We start from the raw sequence: 23,175 nt of genomic DNA, 5'->3' as shown, positions 1-23,175 counted from the left end.
AAAAGGTAGCGGATGGGCTAACCTTAGTCTTTTTATTATTAGAGCTAGTAATTAAAGGTCTTGTTCTGATTTAACCGCTTTTCCGATTATATTTACTGGATTTTCTTTAGTGACGAAGATTGGTTCATGTGCAGGATTGTCTGGCATCAATATGATCATATCGCCTTGTTTTTTGACTCTTTTCAATGTAGCTTCCGAATTACCGTTAAATGTCACAGCGGCTATCTGACCGTTTTCTACATCTTCTTGCGCCCTAACCATCACCATCGATCCATTCGGTATCGTGGGATGCATTGAATCACCTTTCGCTCGGAGATAGAAAAGGTTACCTGCCGGCAAGCCTTCTTCTAATACTGTGCGGTAATCTTCGTAGTTTTCTTCCACTAATATCGGGTCTCCACAAGCGATATATCCGAGTATCGGGATGCTAACAGTTCGTTGGGATACTTTTATTAAGTTTGTTGTTTGGTCTTCAACTAAATCGGAATGTTTAACATTAAAGTAATCTGCTAAATCTTGTATTTTATCTATTCTCGGATACTTCAAACCCTTAACCCAGTTAGATATAGTAGCACCGCTAACTCCTATTTTCTCCGCTAAAATTTTTTGATCAATACCATTCCTAGCTATCAATCTATCTATGTTTTCCCCAAGTATTTCTCTCTGTGTTTTCATTGTTTCACTACCTTCCTTCATCGATTATACACTTAAGGTTAATTTTAAGGAAGACTTTTTGAGAAAATTATTAACTTTAAGTATTGACTATTAACTTTAAGTGAATTAGTATGAATATAGAGTTTACAGACTGGAGGCGATAAAAATATGAAACTATCACTAGATGCGCTACGAGTTAACGCAAATATGACACAACAAGATGTTGCTGATATTATGGGTGTTTCCCGTGCTACTGTCATCAAATGGGAGAGTGATAAAGTTGAACCAAAGGGCGTTGTCATCTATGCATTAGCGAAATTATATAAGGTGGAAATTGATAATATTGTTTATTGCAGTTTAGTTTTTTGATTACCAATTAACTTTAAGTTAATAACTGTTGAATGTCTTTAAAGATTTAATGTTCTTTATTCACAAGCTTTTATACAAAAAATCAGCGATGGAGGTCTAATTATTGATAACAAAGAATTAATACCGCTATCCGTCTAACCTGAAACTATGAAAGCTATGTGGGAATTCTTCTTGAAAATGTCAAAACGACCCCTTTGGAGAGAGGCCGCTAGGTTATCCTCGAGACGAAGTAGTTAAGTGGATGTATGAAAACTGCGTGAATGCGGAATGTGATAATCGCCTGATTAGAAGAAAATCGTTTGCTTAGTGGATTAATAGAGAGGGGATGAAGGGGAATGGCTTACTTTGTGATTCAGGTTCGTACAGGTGCGGAAATTGAAGCGAAAGAAATGTTGAAAATCGTTTTGGATAGATCAGGTGATTCAATGGTCAAAGCAATATATGCAATGGAAACATTTACAGAAATCATTCGTGAGGATAATACATCTGTCGATTTTTCTACTTTGAACAGGGAAGACATTACAGATCACTTATACGTGAAAAGAATACTGACCGGTTTGAACAACCTACGCACGGCCTGTGACAATCTGAAAGTATACAAAGACGCCAATTCTCTTGCCTTGCTCGATAGCTACAAGGAGAGTATTCGCAATCTTTCGAAAGAGTTAAAGGGAGCGCGAAAAGCTTCGAAGAAAATCAGTAGTGTGTTAAGTGGATATATTTTAATCGAATTAAATGTTGACTTTCATTATTTCCCAGGAAACTTATGGCACCTTGTGATGTCAGTACCTAATGTGATCTGTTTTCCAAGCAAATATAATATTCCGAAGGAAGAGGTCGATACATTTTTCCATCAAGTAGATACTACACCCGAAGTTGAAATACAATTTGAGGAACTTCTGTCAAATGAAAATGTGGTTGAGGAAAAGAACGAACTCCTTCATGCAGCAAATGATGTAGTCGGAACTCTTAAAGAAAAAGAATTGCTCGAACTGCTTGATTCCCTTGATACCCAACTTGTTGATTCTGTAGAAGAGATGAAAAACAGAGTTGATTCTTCTAATCCTTTTAAGAGAATACTTGAAAGATGTAAGGCGTTTGTTCGGCGAAAGCGTCAAACAGTAGTTGTGCCAAGCGCTCTTTTCTTGAACCTTTTTCATGATTTTGATTTACAATGCCCTTTTACTATTCCCACAACTAGTGATTTTCTGAAACGGTTAAACATAGTCTTATGTCCACGTGACAAGGTGGTCATATTGGAATGAATACCTTTATTGGTAAAGTCTCAAGGGTTCTTTATAGAAACGAGGACTATCTAATCGCAAAACTGCAAACGGATAGAGAGGAACTAATAATAAAAGGTAGCATATACGGAGTCGATAAAGGGGAAGAAGTTTGGGTTCAAGGAGTATGGGGAAATCATCCGAAGTTCGGAAAACAGCTTGTGGTGGTGTCATGGGAAAGACCAATGCCGCAAACGATAGAACAAGTTACTGCCTTCCTTGCATCATCCCTTGTAAAAGGTTGTGGGTCAAAGCAATCAATCATGATTGCCGAAAAATTGGGTGAAGATGCTTTGACGATAATCACTCAACATGGCGAGTCGAGCTTACAAGGAATTAAAGGAATTGGTAAGAAACGAGCTAGTAACATTGTAGAAAGCGTCAGGTCTACGTTTGAGGTACAGAAAATCATTTCGGAATTACTGGTATTCGGAATATCTGCTAGTATGGCGATGCGGCTGTATAAAGAATATGAGTCTAATACGGTAGCAATTGTTACAAAAAATCCATACAAGTTAACGGAATTAAACCTGATTGGATTCTTAAAGGCTGATGAAATTGCACAAAAGATGGGCATATCGCCCTTATCAGGGTATCGCATTGATGCTTGTGTGAACTATGTTTTAAAAGAAACGTGCTTCAGTTCTGGCCATTGCTATGTTATGGAAGAAAATCTATTGGCGGAAGCTGCCCATGCTTTAAATCATAATACGCATGATGAAAACAAAGTATCGATAGATGAATTAGCGCAAAGCATTTACCGTTTAGAAGAGAAACATATCGTTATTGAAAATAATCGCGTTTACCCAAAGTTTTTATTCACATATGAAGACAGATTAGCTCGGAAACTTTCAGAAATGAGAGATTCTCGGGATGGCGTAGCATTGCCTTCGTCTGATAAACAGATAATTAAGTATCAAAAGAAGCAGGGAATCATCCTAGCGAAGAAGCAACGTGAAGCAATTAGGCGATTATTTGAAGAACAGATGTTAATACTCACCGGTGGTCCAGGTACAGGAAAAACTACCGTTATTCGTGCCATGCTCGACATATACAAAGAAATATATCCAGAAAATATTATATGCTTAGCTGCCCCAACTGGTAAAGCGAGTAGGCAATTGTCAGAGGTGGCTGGACATGATGCATCTACAATCCATAGGCTAATCGGGTACCAACAAGGAGAAATTCCTACCTTCAATTGGCAAGAAAAACTTGCTTGCGATTTGTTAGTCATTGACGAAATGTCGATGGTAGATGTTCAACTAGCTAGTTTACTGATGGATGCCCTTGAAGTTGATACGAAAATTCTCTTTGTAGGAGACACGGATCAATTGCCATCGGTTAGCCCTGGGAACGTTCTAAGTGACATGATTCAGTCAGGATTACCAACTGTGGCTCTTACGGAAGTATTTAGACAAGCAAAGGAAAGCCAAATCATTAGTAATGCCCATAGGGTTAATCAAGGTAAATCACTTCTTATCGACAGCGATAAAGGTGATTTTTATTTTATTAATCAGGAAGACCCAAAACGAATTGCAGCTTTGATTGTTAGAAGTGCTTTACGATTTCAAGAGTTAGGTTATTCATTATCGGACATTTTGATATTAAGTCCAATGAAAAAAGGACCTGCTGGAACACTTGCATTAAATGACCAGTTAAGAGATGCCTTAAACCCATCTAATTCGACCAAAAAGGAATGGGAGATAGGGAAAAGGCTATTCCGACTTGGTGATAAAGTCATTCAGAATAAAAATAATCAATCTAAAGGAGTTTTTAATGGCGATATCGGTGTGATTACCAAAATTTCAAAAGAAGTAAATGAAAATAATGAGACCGTTGAGAAAATGACATGTTATTTCATGGGAATAAAAGTATCATACGAAAAAAGTGAAACCAACGAGTTGGAACTAGGCTATGCGATCACTATTCACAAGTCACAAGGTGGTGAAGCACCTATAGTCATCATTCCTGCTACGACAAGCCATTACGTTATGCTGGCTCGTAATTTAATGTACACAGGCATGACTAGGGCAAAAGAAAGAATCGTCTTGATTGGTACACAAAAGGCGATGGAGATTGCCATTGGAAATAATAAACTAACTGACAGAAACAGTGGTTTATCAAATCGTATCACCTCGTATACAGAATATAACAACCGATTCAGTGGTGACGATGCAAGCGGTGGGAGGGGGTGATACAGAAATGGATATGCATGACGCGTTAGAAACAGCAGAAAAGCACGCCAGACTTCGGGATGGTGAAAAGCTAGTGGATGTGGCTGCTGTTGCTATAGAAGAACAGAAGGCAAATGAGCAAGGTTATGCCCTATACAAGCTAAAAGACAAAAACAAGGCATTGTTTGTTCAAGCAATTCAAGAAAACCTCGATGTGCTTATCAGGAAAGAGTTCCTGACGAATGCAGAGTTAGGTTTTCTTTTTTCTTTGATGCCATTGGTTCAGCTACATTCAAATGGGATTACCGATAGAGGAAGCGGACAATTTATGACAGTATCAGAAATTGCAAAATATCTAAATCGTGATCGAACTGGAATCAGTGCAACAATTCAAAGTTTGCTTGTAAAAGGAATACTGTTTGAACTGGTGGATTCACAAGAGATTAAAGAACATAAAAGAAGTGTTACTCGTAGACCATTATTTATGAATCCTGAAATCATTTATGCAGGAAATCGGAACAGAATAAATGCTACATTATCAAAGTTAGTTATCGAATTTGACAAACTGGAAAGAAAAAAGGTATTGCTTTCTTGGAAGTTATGGATAAAAAGTGGCGAAGAGTACGGAAGATTGTACAGCAGAAAAAGTTATTTGGAATTAAAAAAATCGAAATGAATTAGCAGGGTGTTGAAAAAATACCACACTCTTTATTGTTGAGTTATATAGGTTTACAACACTTCTTATAGAGGGTGTCGAAAAATTTCTATACCCTAAATTTATGTATTGAAGGGATTAGTATGAAAAGGGGGTGTCGAAAAATATCGACACGTGTGTAGATAAATCTCTACACCTATAAACGTGTATAAACGTTGTTATGAAAGGGTTATTCGAGATTTTCAGCATGTCGCCCTTTCTCACTCTCTAATATACGACTGCAATACTGAATTTTTCACCCATATATAATGTGGAAAATCACCATTAAAAATAGTGAATTCTAAAGTGGATGATAAATCGTTAAGTTTTCGTGAGAGTGAAATTCGAAATTGTTCGTAATAGATTTTGAAATAGAAAACGAAAAAAATTAAAACCTTGGCTGAAAAAAGGGGAGTGTGGCGATGTTTGCTCTTTCAGCTCTTCAATTATTCAGCCCATGTTTTAACATGTTGAACGCGATTTGCAATATTAAGCGTAGTCAATTGCTCAAATAACCGTATCCACTCTTTGTGCTTGTCAAAAGCAATCGAAATTCTTTTGGTTGTTTTTTAGAGGGACAAAATAAAGTTATGGAAAGAAGGAGATATAAATTGAGGAATGTAGAAATCAATGAAGTATACGATGATTTAGAATCGACTGTTGGCTAATGGAGTGGTCCACACACGCTCTATCAGGAATGGTTGCCGGATACGTAGTTACAGGAGGTGATTGGAAAGGAGCGGTCGTTGGAGGAATTGCAGGTGTGCTACCAAATCTTGATGAACCAAAGTCTAAGTTTGGGAAGTTGTTCTTCTTCATAGCTATACCACTTCATTCTATATTTGGTCATCGGACATTTACACACTCCTTGCTATTTTCATTAATAGCAGGGATTTTTATATACCTGTTTACAGAATGCTGGGTGGCTTTGTCAGTAAGTGCAGGGATACTTGCACATATTGCTGGAGACATGCTAACCGGAAAAGTGAAGCTCTTCTATCCGTCTACTAAATCAATTGGGGTTGCAATACCGTCATTCAGTTTTACATTGATAGATAGAATCACAAGACTGGTACTCATCAGTTTGATCGGTTGGGTTCTAGTTACAAAAATAAAATTGGATTTATAGGAGGTCATACTTTTGGAAAACGTTGCAGTCGATTTAGGCTATGGATTTGTCAAAGCAATATCTTCATCAGGAAAGCGTGTCATATTCCCTTCACTTGTCGGGAAAGGGTATGACAGGGGAATCACAAATATCCTTGGGGATACACCGAACGATTTATTTAATATGCATGTAAATATTATGGGCGAGGATTATTTTGTCGGAGAACTGGCAAATGAATCCCGCTCATTATCTCGCATATTTGAACGTGAGCGGTTCAATCATTTATACACACATATTCTACTTAACACAGCCATTCAGCTTGTAACGGATGGAAGAGGTGGTTCTGTGAATCTGTCAACAGGACTCCCGCTAGATTTCTACCAAGCACAAGCAAAGGATTTCCAATCGTCTATTATAGGGATCCAATCCCATATAGATTGGAAATCGGGTCCCTTAGTTGAGGTTGCGAAACAGGTGAACATCGAACGAGCCTTGGTATTTCCACAAGGTGCTTCAGCCATCTTTTCCGCATTGATTAATCATGATGGTAAATTTACGTACCCTCACTTCATGCACCAGGGGTCGCTAATTGGGTTGATTGATATTGGATTCAGAACAACGGATTTTGTGGTTGTTGAAATCCAGGAAAATGGTTCATTCGTTCCGAAGGCGAAGTTATCCGGAACGGTGGACGATGGGGTGAACAATCTATATCGAGATATTCGTCAAGCTTATAAAACACAAACGGGTGGCGCGGATTTGAGTGAGCATTATATCTCTCGGATCTTAAAAGATGAACGGTTGATGTATAAAGGAAATAAAATAGATTTCAGCCAAATTATCCAATCCAGTAAGAAATCGATTGCTACAAATATTGTTGATCGATTGAAAAACGTATGGGCTGAGGAATCCGATTTATTTGATGCGATTTTCTTAGCTGGTGGAGGTGGCGAGCTTTTCGAGCCTTTTATCCAGCCCCATTTTGATGAACGTTTATTGAAGATTACGGAGAGCCAGTTTGCAAACACGATTGGCTACTTGAGATTAGGTAAAGCCGTATTCGATCAACTAGAGCGACGGAAATCTGTGATGTGAGATGAATGTGAACTGGGAAAAGCGGTACAGCTTTCGTTTGCAAGAAGAGGATGAGAAAATCTATAACCTGCTATCACAAGTGCCAGACAATAGGCGAAGTGATACGATTCGACAGATGCTACGGTTCGCTTATCGAACGATGTCAGGTGAACAGAAAGTAAATGAGGGTAATCAACTCTTGTTGGCCGAAGTGAAATTGTTAAAAGAAAACTTAGAGAAACAGCACAAGGAGCTGTTAGGAAGAATTGATAGAAGTCTCGCTATGAGGGAAGGAGAAGTGAGTAGGACAGATAGTGAATCAACGATAACTGAACAAGCAATCGACGATAGTGCCAGTGCGATGCTATCGTCTTTTGGTGTTGAATTTTAACCAACTTTGGAGGTGAGGAAATGGTGAAGACAAAGGTAGAGCTGCGTAATCGCAAAAAGAAGAAGTTCTTGAAAGTATGTGAAACCCTGAGGGTTTGTGATTCCTGCTTATTTAAAGAAATGGTGATGATGGGTGACCGCTCGAATGATAGGGAGACAGTTGAATTAATCTGTGGTGGCTGCCCTAATTTTAGAGAAATGCGATTAGTGGGTGACGAGCTATGGAGAACAGATACGAATATTGAAGCAATACTCGAAAGGAAACAAGAAATCACCACGCATGAAATTGTGGAATTGCTCAAAGAAGGCGTGTCAAAAAAGAAAATTAGAGAAGCTATAGGAATGCACTCAGTTATCGAATTCAGGGAATTTATATCAGTGATTGCCAATAAGAAGTAGGGGAAAGCCTCTTAAATAGTCATTCAAGAAGCCGATTCCGAAAAAAATGGAATATTCCAAGTCGCCAAGCAGCAAATCTAGACCGGTAATCCTAATAAACTGCACATTAAAGCTTCAGTAGTTAGGGACGGTCTTTTTTTTGATAAATATTAATTAGCACGTCCAAAATTTGGCTGTATGCAACGACGTGAGGATGAGTAAATCCATATTGTTTAGCTATCTTATACATGACTTTCTGTTTAGCTTTGATGAATGCAGACAATTCTCTTTTATTTAATTCGATTTTAATAAAACTCCCTTCAAATGAACTATTAGTCTTCAAAGTATATTGAAATCATCTTGATGAATTTGAACCAGCTTGTCCATCGTACAATAACAAAATGGCAAAAACTGTCGATTTCTGGAATATTACTGAATTTTAACGCAATTGTAATATATCAATAGTATAAACAGGATACTGATAAATTTTTAAATTATATTACGATTCAAAAGTATTGTAATTAAAAAAGTAGGGAGGAATATCATAATGAAATTAGTGGGATATAGCGTTGCTAGTTATTGCGAGGCGGAAAGTACAGTTAAACGACTTTTAAGGGAAATGGATGAACTGTTTAATAACGTCAATATTTTTAGTTTAAATTCGGAGGATGTACAACAGTATTTTACGTTGTATAAAGCCAAGTTAGGACTAGAAGAAGCTCACAAATCAATTGTTGATTTAATTAAGGAGGTCCAACTGGAAGGGTATCTACAAAAGAACGAATGTGACCGGTATGAATTATGTGGCAGAGAACTGACCAGCGGCTCCTCGGTTGATGTTTGGAGGGATGATTCGGAAATGAAGGAAGGCGGCTATTATGTCCAATCCCGAATTGAACATCGGGGTGATGATTATTATTGCATAGCAATGCCGTATATAAAGCTAGAGGGGCTAAAGGCTCGATACAGGGCATTGTCTTGAAGTTTTTATAATTAGAAAGGAGGAAATTGGAATGTGTATGAATCTGGAGGATACCTATAAAGCCGTGGTCTTGAAAGGGATGCTAAAGGACGAATTAGATGAACTCGAAAATACACATGAAAATATGGTCAGAAGAAATATAATCAGTAAAGCGACAATCCGTAAAATTGTGAAAAGACTATTCATCTGGATGCCCATCTTCATGATTCTTGTGAATTACATTCGCAATGGGATTGATCTTTTCATATTCATCTATACACCTGTATTTTTGTTCTATACAGCGATTTACACTGCGGTAATTGTTTCTTTCATTTACGTTTACAATGTAATCGTAAATAAATCCAATAAATCTAGGAAGGTATTTAGTGAAGGAATGGTTTTTTATGAACAGAACATAGAAGCACTTCAAAAGAATATTGATTTAGTTGATAGCGCACTGAACAACAATTCTTCATTACATCCAAAGTATCGAACAAAAGAGATTTTGGAAAAAATGATTGCGTATAAAACTCAGGGGAAAGCAAGAACTGATGAAGAATCAATTCGAATTATTGAGAATGAAAGTCGTATATTCAGTCAGCCAAATACTGCTAGAAGGGATAAACGCTTTATGAAGTTATCGACAATCGCTACTAAGTTGAACCGTTTTGGTCGTTTCATGGGCATGTTAATCTTTGCATCCATGGTGGCCAAAAGCCTAAACAGGACATGTCTTCGCAGATGATGAAGGTAGCCTACTTGCGAGAGGAGGTGAAAGGATGTTTAAACTCGTAATCGGGACAATCTTGATGATTTTCTTAATCGTAGTCATCGGGAGTCTATTGCTAGAACAGTTTCCAACGTTGGTCCCGTTGTGGGAGGAGCTAAAAATGCACGTAGTCAGTCTTTATGAATCTTCACTCGTTAAATATGGGACGATTACAACACTCGTTTTGATTGTCGCCATTTTCATCATGGTGGGCAGCTCAAAGAAATTTTGATGACACGTCACGGGATGAAATACGGAAGAGGGAGGTATCGGATTTTGAAGAGGCGATTGAACAAGACAACAAATACAAATGACAGTCTGATTAAAAAGTCCATTGATATATTTAAGAAATCCATTGAAAATGAAAAACGGAAAAAAGAAATACGGAAACATGAAAAGAAAAGCAAACCGAAAGGGTACCGCGCTAAAAGGCTTGGCGCAATCACTTTCTGGATGCTTTTTTTATTTATGTTGCTGATTGTATTCGTGAATGTGTTTTCAATGGAGGGGGAATCAAATGCAGCGAATGATTCGGACGACGCATTTTTGAATAAAGCTATTTCTGCAGAAGGAATCGAGTTCTCAAAAAGTTTCGTCTCTGCCTATTTCACATGGAATGCTTCAAATGAGAAACGAAGTGATCGGATAGAACGGCTTGCCTATTATTTACCTGAAAAGCTAAGTGAACAAGCCATTGCAAGTGATAAGAAATGGAACTCAGCAATTTCTCGTGAAAACATTGTGCTGAAGGAAGTCGAGGATTTGGAGGATTCTAGAGCACGTATTACTTTTCAAGTGAAAGTAGTATTTGAAAAACCGTCCATTCAAGAAAAGAAGAACGATGATAAGTCGGCAGAAAAACCAGCTGCTGAACTTGAAAAGGTCAAGACGGTGAAGTATATCTCAGTACCAGTTTACTATGATGAAGACGAAAACCGTTACATCGTTTATGAATTACCTAGTTTTTCATACGTGGATGAGAAGAATGTAGATAAGAGTCTTGATCCTGAAACAGATGGGCTAAAGTCCGTGGCAGATGGAAGTACCCAAAATATCAAGGCTTTTCTAGAAACATTCTTTGAAGCGTATGCGAACGATTCAAAAGACAAACTGACCTATATCGTCGAGGACCCACAACATCAGAATGGACTGAACCAGACGATGGACTTTGTTAGACTGAAAAGCACAGAAATCTTTGAAGGAAAGAGAGCAAACGAGAAAGTCATCAGAACGGAAGTAGTATTGGCTGAACCAGAAACGGGAATTGAATTCAATTCCACTTATCTTTTGGTAGTGGAAGAGAAGGAGATGCGTTATACCGTTTTATTAGTCAATGACAAGAAGTACATTGACGACTTGAAACAGAAAAAGAAAGTAGATGATGAATCACAGGGGAAATCTGAATCAAATGAAGTCCAGCCTCAAATGGAAAAGAACGTTGAAACTGATGAAACAATTGAATAAGGCAAGGAGTTAGATGCAGACAATTATGTCTGTGTTTTTTTATTGCGAAAGGGGGTGAATCGAATGAGTTTGGAAGGATTGTTTACATGGATTTCAGAGGAAATAAAATGGGCATTATTCATCGTTCTGTTTATAGCTTTGATTGTAACGGCTTTTAAAAGAGCGTGGATTGCGTTGATAGGTGTCTTAATCGGGCTTTCGTTCATTGGGATTTTCATCGTAAATCCAGAGGTCTTGATTAATATTTCTGAGTTCTTTGCTGAGAAGTTGAATCTAGGTAATTAAATACAGATTTTATTGCAAGCAAGGGGGGATACATTCTTCTCCTTGCCATTCCTATGAAATATAGGGCTTGGAGGTGGAAATTATAAATAGGATACCGCTGTATGTGCTTAATAGTTTCATTCGTTTTGAACGGAAGCTATATCAGGTTTTCGGTTTGGAACTGGGTAGACCCTTGCGATTGAAAGCGGTCATGTATTTCTTTGTGATTGCAATTGTAGAGGCAACCATATATTTCACTCCTGGAATCGGAAGGCTAATCAATTGGATACCCGTTGGAATATTGATTATTATCCCAATCGGGCTTGCTTGGTTGCTTGCGGATGTCGGGACGGAAGGGAGATCACCTGTTCACTTCTTCCGTTCTTTTATCTTATATCAAGCAAAGAAGATGAAAGCTAGCACACTTTACAGAGGACGTGAGGTGGACAAAGAAAAAGACTATCAGTTTCATAATTACTATACCTACAAAAAATCGTTCCAACAAAAAGATGATGGATCCCTTGTGGTAGCAAAACTTAATGAAGAGCATGACAAAGTTTTGGATTATCTGGCTAGGATTTCAGGTGAAGAAAAGATGGCTAGTGGAAGATTGTACGACCATAAAAGAAATGAAAGTGAGGTGGTCATAGAAATGGATGATGAAAATGTTCCAGTGACAGAAACTGAGGATAAAGAAATATCTTTGCAAAAACGTTCAATGAAAAAGTCTGATGAACGATTGAAGCAAAAGCCGGTCGCCGCAATTGGACTGATTGTTCTCTTTACCAGTTTTCTTAGTATCATTCTGGTTTTGGGATTTCTTCATATCGTCACGGACTTTGATTTTGGCAAAGCAAATGTCGATACGAATGACGCTGTTTCTTCCCAGGAAGAAAAAATAGATCAAAACAAGGTTTCTGTTGTTTCCCTTGAAGAAAATCTTATTGCTGGGTTGCGGTCTGCCTCCATTCAAAAGTATTCCGAGGCTGTTGAACATTTCGACAAACTAGATTTTGACACACTTGAAAAGGATGACCGGAACGCCGTGTTGTTCACATATTTAATGTCGAGCAATGCACAAAAGGCGTTAGATCATGTTCCTGAATTCGATAAATCAATCGTCAATTTTTTTATTGCGAAGAAGGAAATCAACCAATTGAGAAAGTTACAAACAGATTCCAAACTGATTGCCTTTGAAGTTGCATCATTAGACGGAGACCATGAAAAAGTAATTGAATATCAAAGTGCTCCTAGAATGGAAATGGATGAAAGGCGAACACATATCATTGCTGATGCTTATTTATCTTTGAATCAAATTGATGAAGCTTATGATTTTGCCGAACGAATCGATGATGCAGCTTTACATTCCTATATCCAGAAGAAAGTGGAAGTGAGAGATCCCGAAAATAAAAGAAAGAGAAAGAAAATGGTAAATCCGTCGGATAGTCATAAAAATATGGAAGGGGAGGAATTAACTTGTCTAACGAAAATAAAGACAAAGACATGAAAAAGAAAGTTACGGTGGTCGGGGCAATTGCCCTGTCTGCCGTTTTAGCAAGTGGTGTGGGATACACTAGCTACAATTTATTGAATGATAAAAACAATGTCGAAGAAAACGGTGAGGAAGTTGTAAAACAAAAAGATGAAAACGACAAAGTCATCGCCAATAAACTTGAAGTAATTACGATGAAAGAAGAGGAAGACATTGATGATATTGTCGCAACGGCCATCAAGAATGAAGAACCAGATTTGTCCCTATTTGATGACCAAGATGACTATTCGGATTTAGACAACTCAATCGCAAATGCTGATAAACATCATGTGAAAGACCTGGCGTTTTTTGAAGATGATGAAGATGAGTTTCAAGACTTGAACGACACTCTTGTTGCAGTCGCAGTTGAAGAACGAAATGAGGAAACGGAGAATGACGTAGCAATCTTAGAACCAGTCATTGTTGAACCAGTTGAATTAGTCGGGGGAGTAGATGAGCCTGAACAATTTGATGAACCGACTGAACCCATACTTGCTGAAAAGCCAGTGGACAAGGTAACGGCAAGTGAGCCGGTGTTACCTAGTAAACCATCTCAACCTGAACAACAATCTAAACCAGTTATTCCAGAGTTAATTGAGCCTGAACCTACGATTCCACCAGTAATAGTTGAACTTGTTGAGCCCGAAATTCCGAAAGAGCCGACTGTTCCTATTGAGCCTATGATTCCAGATGAACCCGGAGCCACAGAAATAGTAGAACCAGACGAACCGGATATTACAGAAAATCCTGCGGAACCCGAAGAACCACTTAAGCCTGAAAAGCCTTACGAGACGGAAGAACCTATCATACCAGAGGAGCCGGCCGATATATTAGAACCTGTAGAACCTACAGATTCTGAAGATCCGAAAACACCAGATGAACCCATAGATCCCGAGAATTTAACTGACCCAACAATTCCGGAAGAACCAGTAGAACCAGTAGAACCAGTTGAACCAACAAATCCAGAAGAACCAATTGAATCATTTGATCCAACCGCACCTGTCGAACCTACTCTTCCAGAAATTCCGGATGAACCCGTGGAACCAGAGAATCCAACTGTTCCGGTGATCCCAACAGAACTGGAAGAGCCTACAATTCCAGAAGTTCAAGAAGTTCCGACCGAACCGCTTGAACCCGAAGTTCCATCTGGTCCTGCAACACCTGCCGAACCTGGGGAGCCTGAAGTACAGATTGAACCTGAATTGCCAAGTACGGAAGAGCCAACAGAGACTACAAGGCCTGAAGAGAATATTAATCCTGCGGATACTATTACAGTTGAAGAAGATCAATGAATTAACCCGAATAGGAGCTCGTGTAATATGCACGGCTTCTATTTTTCATTAAATAGAAAGGAAGTGGTAAACGTGAAAATCGAATTTCCAGTCAAGCATATTGAAAACAATTTAGTTTTTTCACATGACGGTACCGTATGGGCTTATTACAAAATAGACGGATTCAATTATGATTTCTTAGAAGATGATGAAAAGATAATGCCTTTTCAACAACAGATGTCTTTTTTAACGAACGTTGGTCTTGATCTGCATTATCTAGTGATTCCTAACCCCACGAATATAAAAGGTATTTTAAATTCAACAATTGAAGAAATGGAATTGAAGGAATATCCCCTAAAAGAAAATGGGGTTAAATTTATTGAGCAAGTCAAAAAGGCTTTGGAGAATGAAAGAGAATTGAATGAGTCCAGTGAATATCATCATTACATCGGCATTCAATTAGACCCCGAGAAGAATAGATACCTATATGGTAACGCTGGAATTAATGCTTTAACTTCTCTCAAGAAGTTCTTTGAGGGTTTCAGCTCTCCATTATATCAAGCAGTTGGATTGTATCCTGACGACATACTGGAAAGTCAGATTAAAGCTTTCCAAAGCCAAGCTGTTTCCATCGAATCTACAATAGCTAATTCTTTTGGTTCGCGTATTCATAAAGTGACAACGGAAGAGTTAGTATTTATCATTGAAAAAAGTTTCAGTACGCGAAACAACAATACAGATGTTCAGCCCCGCACTTCCTATGAAATTGGGACCAATGTTGAAGGAATTGATAAGCAGGGCAATAAACATAAAGCGGTACGTAATAGTAAAAAAGAATTCTTCGATTTACAGAATACGAACATCAAAGAAATAGGACCGAAGACATTACTGTTAAGTCGTATCACCAATGCTAATGAAATAGAAAATCTTTACTGTCAATATTTGACCATTGAATATATGGATGACGTTCAATATCATCCAGGAAGTGAATGGCTCTATCGGATTCAACTTCGTATGCCGTTCCCATTAACTGTTTCCATTCGAGCAGAAAATCAGCCGAATGAAATCATCAAAAAGAAATTGAGCAACGCCAAATTGGAATTCAGGGACCAGCGGAAAGAGGCCGAGAAGGGTGGTCAAGATGTCGATATGAGTGTCGATGCTTCACAAAGCGGAACAATCCAGATGGAAAACTACTTCAAACAAACAGGATTCCCTGGGTTTGCTTGTTCATTTATTTTCAAGGTAACAGCTGAATCAGAAGAACAATTAAAGTCACGAGTCGGTTTATTGCGAAATGAATTATCAAAGTTCGGCTTGAAGATTGTTGCCCCTTACGGTGAACAGCTTCACTTCTTATTGGAGTCGATTCCAGGTTCGAAGAAGTACCATGATGATTACAAGATGGAAGTCGCCCCAGGGGTACTAGCAGGTATGATGTTTGGTGCTACAACGAATATTGGGGATAATCGTGGGTTTTATATCGGACATACTTCGCAGTTTTCAAAGCCCGTTTTTATCCAGCCCGATTTAGCAGCTAAAGCGTTTGATGGACTAGGTAACGTTGTTGATTCAATTTCTGTCCTTGTAGCCGGAATGACTGGAAGGGGCAAATCCTTCTTCATGAATTTGTTCATTTATCTAGCGACCCTAACCGGTTCAAAGGGATTGATTATCGATCCAAAAGGTGACCGAACAGGGTGGGATAAGGGGCTACCGTTCATTCCTAAAGAGTTTATTGAAGTATGGACACTTGGCTCTGACCCTGACGATGCAGGTTCATTGGATCCATTTAGAACTAGTACGAGCATTGAGGAAGCCAAAGACATTACGATGGATATCCTCTCGTATCTCGCGAATATCAACCTGAACGAAGATGCCTATAACATTTTGAGTGAAGCTGTGGAAGAAGTGTCAAATGAGGAAGACCCTTGCATTGGCCGCGTCCTGACCTTTCTCCATGACTTGTACGAGAATCGTCCCGAGAGTATGTCGAATAACCGCTATGAGTCATTAGAAAGGTTAAGAGGTACGTTGGAAACCTTGAAACGTAACCAGCTGTCCATGTTGCTATTTGGTGAGGTCGGTCAGAATTTCAAAGTGTTGGAGCACGATAAACCAATTCAGGTCTTGATGATTCAAAACTTGAATTTGCCTTCATCCAGCGAAAAGAAGAATGCTCGAACAATCCATAAGATTTCTGAGGCGATTATGATTTCAATCACCGCATGGACAAAGCAATACATGTTCAAAGGAGATAGGGGAACTCACAAATTCATCCTGCAAGATGAAGCGAGTGCCATTGAGAGAAGTGCAATCGGTTCTGAACTGATGGATTTCATTGTCCGTATGGGTCGTTTCTATAACACGACACTCATGAAGGGATCACAAAATGCCTCTGACCATGGAAATGATGTTGCGAATATGGGGATGAAATTCAGTTTCGGATTGCGCAAAACAAGTGAAGCCGAAGAAATGTTAGATTATTTGAACCTTCCTAAGACGAGCGCAAATATTGAGATTTTGAAGTCATTGGATCGAGGAGAAGCCCTGTTCCAAGATATTTATGGTCGATCTGCAGTCGTTAAAATCAATCCAGTGTTCGTAGAATTATTGGATGCGTTCGACTCTTCTACCTCATCTGAGGCAGAACGTGAACGTGAAAAAGTTAGAGTAGTGTGATAACATAAAAGCCATTGAAAGGGAGTGGTGAATTGTTTAAAAAAGGCATTTGGGGATTCTTTATGCTGTTAGCCATGACTGTTTTAATGGCAGCGTGTAGCTCTGAATCTGATGGAGAAACATCTGTAAAAGCTGATGATAAGACGAAGAAATATGCTGAGGTATTCGAAGAAACAGATGCAATTGCCCATGATTTTATGGTCGTGAAGATAGAACAGAACTATCCTGAGATATTGAACTATTTGTCGTTAAATGGAATTGAGGAATTGAAGGAGGACAGAGAATATTTATTAAAGAAACATAGATTACCAGAAGAATTTGAAAAACTTGATGGAATGTATGAGTTAAGAAGGTACGATAATTTTTATGAAGAAGAAAGTGGAGAGGTTTATTACAGATATCGCACTCCTGATAATAAAGGTTCATTAGTTAACAGCTGGATTGTATTGATAAAGGATGAAGATAAAGCGTGGAAAGTTCGGTCGTATTTTGATTCCAGACCAGAAATGATAGATGACAATAACGCTGAAACAGGTACCTTACTTCATGAATTACCAGAAAATGAATAAACTGAATACGAAAGGAGGTAACAGGCTATTGATAACCCTTGCTAAATGCATAGGGTTATTTTTTATGGCTTAAATTATATGCGACCTAACTATAAGAGAATATTATTTTTATTATTGATGGTTTTTCTGTTCTTTGGTACGGGTGTAACCCATTCAGGGCTCGCAGTTGATGGGGAAACAGCGAATGAAAAAACTGACATTATGGATATTATCACAGATCAATATGGTGAATTCAAAGATGATGGAAAGTCTTATTATCATCTCGATGCAGTCTCCGACAAAGATGTAGAATCGTTTGAGGAAGGGAGTAAATTTTGGGCTGATACTTATGATAAACTTTTCGGTTGGGCTGATGTTAAAGAAAACGTAGGCAATAAGTTAAGTGAAATGGTCAACCTGATCAACAATATTGTCTTTGATATAAATATGTTTTTGACCTATACGATGTTAGTCATGTATGACTTAGCCTATACAGCTGATTTTACCGAGAAAATCATTGTGGAATTGGAGTTATTAATGTCGAATATGACCGGTATTTCCGGTGTAACTTTTAGTATTGGAAATGGTCTGTTTGGAAATCTTGTAAAGCTTATTGCTGTATTGACTGGTATGTATGCGTTGTATGTGTTCATTATTAAACGTGCTTTTTTTGAATCATTTTCTTCAATCTTTCAAACAATTATTGCCTTAACAATCGCAGTCCTGATGTTTGCGAACTATACGACATTACTTACTGGAGCAAATAAAATAACGACAGATTTAAGCGGCTTTGTTGTCAGCTTACCTAGTCAATCAGGGGATTCAGAATCTAATATGGTTGATCCCAGAACGAAAATGAAGGACAGCATATGGGGTATGTTTGTTGATAGACCCTACCTGTATATGCAATACGGGACACATGATGTAGAAGTACTTGGTGAAGGGAATAGAGATGCTGGACTTACTCGGGTGAAAAATATATTAAAAGAACCGGTTGGTGAAGAAAGGCAGACTAAAGTGGTGCAACAAGAAGCTTCAAAAGATGGTTATGGCAATAACATGATGAAATACTCAGCGGTAAATAGCCGTCTAGCATTCTCGTATTTCTACATGATGATTAATGGGCTCGTGTCTCTGCCTATCTATCTATTATCTCTTTGTTTAATTCTATTTCAGTTCTGGTTTATGGTAATTGCAGCACTTGCGCCATTCGCATTGCTTATCGGTGCAATACCAGGACAATTTAGTGTCTTAAAACGATACTTCATTGAACTTGGTATTCCACTAGCTTTAAAGATATTTGTATCATTCATAGCGTTAATTGTATTTGTGATTTCAGATATTATTTACGCTGGAGATTTCAAATCGATAACCGGAGCTTCCAATCCTTTTTATAGTTATGTAGGAGCAGGGACTTTCAATTTATTGTTGTTTGGAACAGTATTTATTTTACGGAACAGAATCAAAGATATTTTCTCATCTGGTTCGAATACAATTCGCGAGCTTCGAGAAAGCTCAGGTACGTTCGCCGCACCATTCAAAAAAGGTGTACAGAATGTCGCTACCGTTGGTGGTGCTGTTGCTGGTGCAGTCGTAGGTGGCGGTCCGGCAGGCGCAATGACAGGTGCTGCAATTGGTGGTTCTGTCGGTAAGGTAGTTACTGGGGAAGGTCGCGTAAGCGATGTTGCTGGCTCTGCAATGAAAGCCCAACATTTAGCACATTTGAATAAAATGGCGCAATCACAAGACACAACGAAACTAACAGGTTTAGATAAGAGCAAACTAGATAATTTCTTTGACAAGAATAATCTGACTCCAGAAATGAAAACGAATACCATGGAGGCTTCTGAAGAGGCTGGAATTAATAATCTAACGGACGATGAACTTGATGAGCAATTCAATGAAATTAGGAGCTCAGGAGATTTAGATGATAATTTCTCTAACTCATCTGTAAATGGTATCTCAGATAAAAGAAAAAGCAATGCCACCGAAATGGAAAAAGACGTATTGTTCCCTGGTAGAGAGAAGAAACAAGAACAGACAAAAGCTGTTCTGTCTGACACAGGAATGCCGACGGACACGGTGGATACAACGATGCAAGCATTGAATAAGCAAGGACTACATGATGTGAGTAATAGAGAATTGAAAACTCGATATCACAAATTGATTGATCAAGGCAATCCAGCTGAAGGTAACGTGGACACATTCGCAAAAGCTACTTCAGGCGGCGAGAAGTCTCAGCAATTGCAGAAGGAAAGGAAAGATGTTTATGGAGAAGTTGAATATGAACTCCATCTGAATAAATCGATGATTACGAATGCACTCGCGAATAAAGGTTTGCCAACTGAAATGATTAACCAGACGTTGGACACTATGAAAACTCAAGGTATTGACAATATTAGTCAAAGCGAAATGAACAGGCATTTTGATTTGGTTGTTGATGGAGCAAAACATGGAGAATGGAAGAATAGTTTTGCTGATACGTTTACTAGCAGCATTGAAAATGAAAGGAGAACTACTGAATTAGAACAAGATAGGAGTACCCCTATTGAAGGAGAAAGTCTAAGATCTTTTGATGAGACATCCGACTGACACTTTCTTTTTAAAAAGCGTAATTAGGATTGTTATAAAGAGGAGCTGACTAATGCGGTGAATGAACGATCAAAAAAAATAATGATGATCTGCGTGATGGGGCTTTCCATCACGCTTTTATTATTGGGTTTTATTGTTGGATTTGTTGATAAAGAGAAAAAGAAGAAGGCGTTAGACCAAATGATTGAAAAGCCAATCGGTAATGAAAATAATGGCATTTGGCAGTATACCCCCAAAGGTGAATCAGAAACAGAAAAAGCTATAGTTGAAAAGGCAAATAAAGTAGAGACCAATGCAGATTACGATGAAAACCCTGAAGAAAGTTATTTGAAAGTGCCTGATGAAGTTTCGAAAAACCCTACTCAAAGCGACATGTTTCCAGAAAAAGATTTGGAACAAACAAAAGCTATGGCTAAAGAGTTTGCCCAGAAGATACATGCATTTGATAAGGGAACTCCAATTAGTCATTTGGATTCTGTCGAGGGATTGTTGGTACAAGGAAATATCAACTTACTGAAAGGTAGCAAAGAGGAAGAAATTGAAGGGTTAAAAAACGTAATAGGCATCGATACGAGAAAAGTGCTATCGGTCGAAATTAAAGATCCTATAGCCCCTACGTTGATAGCTATCTCATGGGATGCAGTTGTTATAAGTGAAGTAGTAGATGGCAAAGGAGCGATTAGAAAAGACACAGATATTTACAGCATGATGTTTGAAAAAGACGGTCAAGGTCATTTTCAAATCACTGATTACTATTTGAATTATAACCAAAAAAGATAGGGGGGGAATGGCGAACAAAACCTCTTTTAAGAGTGAATCGTTCGTTGAGCTATTATGAAAAAGTTGCTATGGATTGTTCCTGTTATAACCAGCCCAGGTTTACTTCTTCTGCTTTCTATTCTCGCTCTTTTTCTCTTCTTCGCTATATTCGTAGTCTTTACTGAAGAGGATGATGAAAGAATGAACTTTGCTGGTGGCGCGGTCTGCCGTCCTGATGGGGAAATAAGTGAAACAGTGTACTTTTCTCAATTTAATGACGCAGGTAAATTTACTGGCAAAGGGCAAGTGTTTATAGAAGTTGCCGAAGAGTACGGAATTGATCCAATCCTGATGGCCAGTATTGCTTTTCATGAAACAGGATTTGGATCATCTGCTGCCGTTATGTTGAAAAACAATCCGGGTGGGTTGATGGACCCTTCAACTGGAAGTAAATATTTATTTTCATTTGCAACAATTGAAGAAGGGATAAAGGCCATGGGGAAGACGCTACACAATCGCATCATCAAAGATGGCTTGATTACGATATCTGATTTAGGAAGTGTCTATGCCCCAATAGGAGCTGACAATGACCCAACCGGATTAAACAATCATTGGGCTCCAAATGTTACCGCGTTGGTAGCTCAATTTGGTGGCCTAACGATGAACTGCGAAGTTCATGTAGTTGGTGACTGGATGCTTCCTGTTTTAAATGGCTTACGGATTACAAGTCCATTTGGATATCGGACACATCCCGTTTACGGAGATGTAAGACTTCATACGGGAGTAGACCTTGCTTGTGCAAACGGTGACCCTATTCTTTCATCCCAAAGCGGGAATGTTATTTTTGCCTCTGGATCTGGTTGGTCAAATGGATATGGGTTACATGTAATTGTCAATCATGGCGAAATCACCACATTGTACGCCCATCTAAATTCCACGAATGTAAAAATAAATGACGTGATTTCTCAAGGGGACATACTCGGTACATGTGGTTCTACGGGAACATCAACCGGAAACCACCTACACTTTGAGATAATTCGTGCGGGCGGAAAAGAAGATCCGATGCCATATTTAACGGAATATACGGCTGTTGAAGATAAGTAAGTAAACGAAAAAGATTTGTCCGACGTTAATGTTGCGTGTAAACGTTGATAGAACAGTGTTTATATTTGCCAACGTCGGACGTTGTGCAAAATGAACGTCCGACGTTAAAGCACCATTTAATTGTTGGTGTTATAAGGTTTGTTTTACCTAACGTCTGACGTTGGGCTATTCGTGTTGGAATAGTTTCATTAACGTCCGACGTTTGGGTTAAAGAATGTGGATGTATCAGGGGTTTGGCTGGGGAAATAACGTCTCCAAACAAGAAAGGAATGATTTGGTGGAATCTGAAAAGAAGATGCTGTTTGAGCAGTTAAAAAATATTGAGGAAATGAAAGTTTATCTGATGTCCCGCATCAATAGCTTAGGGGGAAATGACGAAACAATAAACCGGACTACAGTTTATCCAATGGCAAAGATAAAGCCGATGGTCATAGATAATTATCCCGTCTTTCAATTCTCGTATGATGGGGCGTTACCGCTATATAAAGAAGCAGACCGGGACTATCTTGCAATGATTAGGCACTACTATTTCAGAGCGACCCTTGATGCTTATGACTTCACGAAAATCGATTTTCAGTTCGATAAGTCTGTAATCATCATCGCACAGCATTACGAAAATAAAATGATTCGTGACTTGGACAATCGCAATAGGAAGCTGATTCAGGATGCAATACGGCATACAGGACTAATCGGAGATGACAGCTGGTGGAGGGTGTGGAACTTTGATGTAGGATTTATTGATCCTAGAGGAAATCATGTGCAAGTCTTTATAGTATCTCAGGAAAATTTCGAGGATTTTATAACCTATCTGAAAGAAGAGTATTTTCATTTAGCAAAAATCCCTGAATCATCGTTGCAAGAAGAAATAATTGAAGAATATAGAGAAGAAATGAAAAGGAAAAAGAAAGCAAAAGTGAGCGAGAACAATGAGCGGTTGAAGCGTTCGGCAAAAACTAAACCAGAAGACTTTTGGGGTTAATTATTAAAAAAGTATTGGAATATTGTATCCAAGTAAAATACCCGTATTTCAGGTGCAATATAAAGGGATTTTCGGAACCCCTATATTGTACCTAACATGGACCCAAAATTGTACCCGGTATATAAAG

At 38.5% G+C, this 23,175-nt stretch carries 23 protein-coding genes; 21 read left to right on the top strand and 2 right to left on the bottom strand.

The annotated features are described in order from the left end of the window. Nucleotides 1-51 precede the first annotated feature (51 nt). Nucleotides 52-675 (bottom strand): LexA family protein, encoded by a 624-nt coding sequence (locus tag AC25Y5_RS07505; RefSeq protein WP_488139773.1) that lies wholly within the window; start codon nucleotides 673-675, stop codon nucleotides 52-54. 147 nt (nucleotides 676-822) lie between these two features. Between AC25Y5_RS07505 and AC25Y5_RS07500 the strand changes: the two genes are divergently transcribed. The 8 genes from AC25Y5_RS07500 (at nucleotide 823) to AC25Y5_RS07465 (ending at nucleotide 8,145) form a co-directional block, all read left to right on the top strand. After that, a complete protein-coding gene (locus AC25Y5_RS07500) occupies nucleotides 823-1,023 on the top strand; it encodes a helix-turn-helix transcriptional regulator (protein ID WP_488139772.1) in 201 nt (66 codons plus the stop codon). A gap of 335 nt (nucleotides 1,024-1,358) precedes the next feature. Continuing rightward, the gene (locus AC25Y5_RS07495; RefSeq protein ID WP_488139771.1) at nucleotides 1,359-2,288 is read left to right on the top strand and encodes a hypothetical protein; all 930 of its coding nucleotides are present in this window, start codon (nucleotides 1,359-1,361) and stop codon (nucleotides 2,286-2,288) included. Then, complete coding sequence (recD2, locus tag AC25Y5_RS07490) at nucleotides 2,285-4,501, top strand: SF1B family DNA helicase RecD2 (protein WP_488139770.1); 2,217 nt, start codon at nucleotides 2,285-2,287, stop codon at nucleotides 4,499-4,501. The genes AC25Y5_RS07495 and recD2 overlap by 4 nt, the downstream gene beginning before the upstream one ends. 7 nt (nucleotides 4,502-4,508) lie before the next feature. Next, the gene (locus AC25Y5_RS07485) at nucleotides 4,509-5,156 is read left to right on the top strand and encodes a MarR family transcriptional regulator (RefSeq protein ID WP_488139769.1); all 648 of its coding nucleotides are present in this window, start codon (nucleotides 4,509-4,511) and stop codon (nucleotides 5,154-5,156) included. Nucleotides 5,157-5,841: 685 nt separating this feature from the next. Next, the gene (locus AC25Y5_RS07480) at nucleotides 5,842-6,303 is read left to right on the top strand and encodes a metal-dependent hydrolase (protein ID WP_488139768.1); all 462 of its coding nucleotides are present in this window, start codon (nucleotides 5,842-5,844) and stop codon (nucleotides 6,301-6,303) included. Between the two features lie 12 nt (nucleotides 6,304-6,315). After that, nucleotides 6,316-7,377 (top strand): ParM/StbA family protein, encoded by a 1,062-nt coding sequence (locus tag AC25Y5_RS07475; RefSeq protein ID WP_482099660.1) that lies wholly within the window; start codon nucleotides 6,316-6,318, stop codon nucleotides 7,375-7,377. A 7-nt stretch (nucleotides 7,378-7,384) separates the two neighbouring features. Continuing rightward, nucleotides 7,385-7,747 carry a hypothetical protein gene (locus AC25Y5_RS07470; RefSeq protein WP_488139767.1) on the top strand — a complete coding sequence of 121 codons (363 nt, stop codon included), beginning with the start codon at nucleotides 7,385-7,387 and terminating at the stop codon, nucleotides 7,745-7,747. Nucleotides 7,748-7,767: 20 nt separating this feature from the next. Beyond that, nucleotides 7,768-8,145 (top strand): hypothetical protein, encoded by a 378-nt coding sequence (locus AC25Y5_RS07465; protein ID WP_482099658.1) that lies wholly within the window; start codon nucleotides 7,768-7,770, stop codon nucleotides 8,143-8,145. 121 nt (nucleotides 8,146-8,266) lie between these two features. On the opposite strand, the gene AC25Y5_RS07460 is transcribed toward AC25Y5_RS07465, so the two are convergent. Further along, entirely contained in the window at nucleotides 8,267-8,407 is a 141-nt protein-coding gene (locus tag AC25Y5_RS07460) for a Spo0E family sporulation regulatory protein-aspartic acid phosphatase (protein ID WP_482100099.1), read from the bottom strand. Between the two features lie 264 nt (nucleotides 8,408-8,671). Here AC25Y5_RS07460 and AC25Y5_RS07455 point away from each other — a divergent pair, with 264 nt between their 5' ends. The 13 genes from AC25Y5_RS07455 to AC25Y5_RS07395 all read left to right on the top strand — a co-directional run bounded on the left by AC25Y5_RS07455 (nucleotide 8,672) and on the right by AC25Y5_RS07395 (nucleotide 23,048). Continuing rightward, a complete protein-coding gene (locus AC25Y5_RS07455) occupies nucleotides 8,672-9,106 on the top strand; it encodes a DUF5348 domain-containing protein (RefSeq protein WP_488139766.1) in 435 nt (144 codons plus the stop codon). A 31-nt stretch (nucleotides 9,107-9,137) separates the two neighbouring features. Beyond that, the gene (locus AC25Y5_RS07450; RefSeq protein WP_488139765.1) at nucleotides 9,138-9,830 is read left to right on the top strand and encodes a hypothetical protein; all 693 of its coding nucleotides are present in this window, start codon (nucleotides 9,138-9,140) and stop codon (nucleotides 9,828-9,830) included. A 34-nt stretch (nucleotides 9,831-9,864) separates the two neighbouring features. After that, nucleotides 9,865-10,086: a hypothetical protein gene (locus AC25Y5_RS07445; RefSeq protein WP_488139764.1), complete on the top strand. Its 222-nt coding sequence runs from the start codon at nucleotides 9,865-9,867 to the stop codon at nucleotides 10,084-10,086. Between the two features lie 44 nt (nucleotides 10,087-10,130). Then, the gene (locus AC25Y5_RS07440) at nucleotides 10,131-11,318 is read left to right on the top strand and encodes a conjugal transfer protein (RefSeq protein ID WP_488139763.1); all 1,188 of its coding nucleotides are present in this window, start codon (nucleotides 10,131-10,133) and stop codon (nucleotides 11,316-11,318) included. 63 nt (nucleotides 11,319-11,381) lie between these two features. Further along, entirely contained in the window at nucleotides 11,382-11,603 is a 222-nt protein-coding gene (locus AC25Y5_RS07435; RefSeq protein ID WP_488139762.1) for a hypothetical protein, read from the top strand. A 73-nt stretch (nucleotides 11,604-11,676) separates the two neighbouring features. Beyond that, nucleotides 11,677-13,089, top strand: a complete 1,413-nt coding sequence (locus AC25Y5_RS07430; RefSeq protein ID WP_488139761.1) for a TcpE family conjugal transfer membrane protein — start codon at nucleotides 11,677-11,679, stop codon at nucleotides 13,087-13,089. Next, on the top strand, nucleotides 13,059-14,405 hold the full coding sequence (locus AC25Y5_RS07425; protein WP_488139760.1) for a hypothetical protein: 1,347 nt from the start codon (nucleotides 13,059-13,061) through the stop codon (nucleotides 14,403-14,405). The genes AC25Y5_RS07430 and AC25Y5_RS07425 overlap by 31 nt, the downstream gene beginning before the upstream one ends. Before the next feature lie 72 nt (nucleotides 14,406-14,477). Continuing rightward, nucleotides 14,478-17,066 carry an ATP-binding protein gene (locus AC25Y5_RS07420; protein ID WP_488139759.1) on the top strand — a complete coding sequence of 863 codons (2,589 nt, stop codon included), beginning with the start codon at nucleotides 14,478-14,480 and terminating at the stop codon, nucleotides 17,064-17,066. A 32-nt stretch (nucleotides 17,067-17,098) separates the two neighbouring features. Further along, on the top strand, nucleotides 17,099-17,635 hold the full coding sequence (locus tag AC25Y5_RS07415) for a hypothetical protein (RefSeq protein WP_488139758.1): 537 nt from the start codon (nucleotides 17,099-17,101) through the stop codon (nucleotides 17,633-17,635). A gap of 78 nt (nucleotides 17,636-17,713) precedes the next feature. Then, nucleotides 17,714-20,206, top strand: a complete 2,493-nt coding sequence (locus tag AC25Y5_RS07410; RefSeq protein ID WP_488139757.1) for a CD3337/EF1877 family mobilome membrane protein — start codon at nucleotides 17,714-17,716, stop codon at nucleotides 20,204-20,206. A 57-nt stretch (nucleotides 20,207-20,263) separates the two neighbouring features. Beyond that, the gene (locus AC25Y5_RS07405) at nucleotides 20,264-20,986 is read left to right on the top strand and encodes a hypothetical protein (protein WP_488139756.1); all 723 of its coding nucleotides are present in this window, start codon (nucleotides 20,264-20,266) and stop codon (nucleotides 20,984-20,986) included. 180 nt (nucleotides 20,987-21,166) lie between these two features. Beyond that, nucleotides 21,167-22,069 carry a peptidoglycan DD-metalloendopeptidase family protein gene (locus AC25Y5_RS07400; protein WP_488139755.1) on the top strand — a complete coding sequence of 301 codons (903 nt, stop codon included), beginning with the start codon at nucleotides 21,167-21,169 and terminating at the stop codon, nucleotides 22,067-22,069. A gap of 214 nt (nucleotides 22,070-22,283) precedes the next feature. Then, nucleotides 22,284-23,048, top strand: a complete 765-nt coding sequence (locus AC25Y5_RS07395) for a hypothetical protein (RefSeq protein ID WP_488139754.1) — start codon at nucleotides 22,284-22,286, stop codon at nucleotides 23,046-23,048. Nucleotides 23,049-23,175: the final 127 nt, after the last annotated feature.

It is taken from the genome of Sporosarcina sp. Y1011 (genome assembly GCF_057669885.1).
This window is presented reverse-complemented; position numbering and strand designations above follow the sequence as displayed.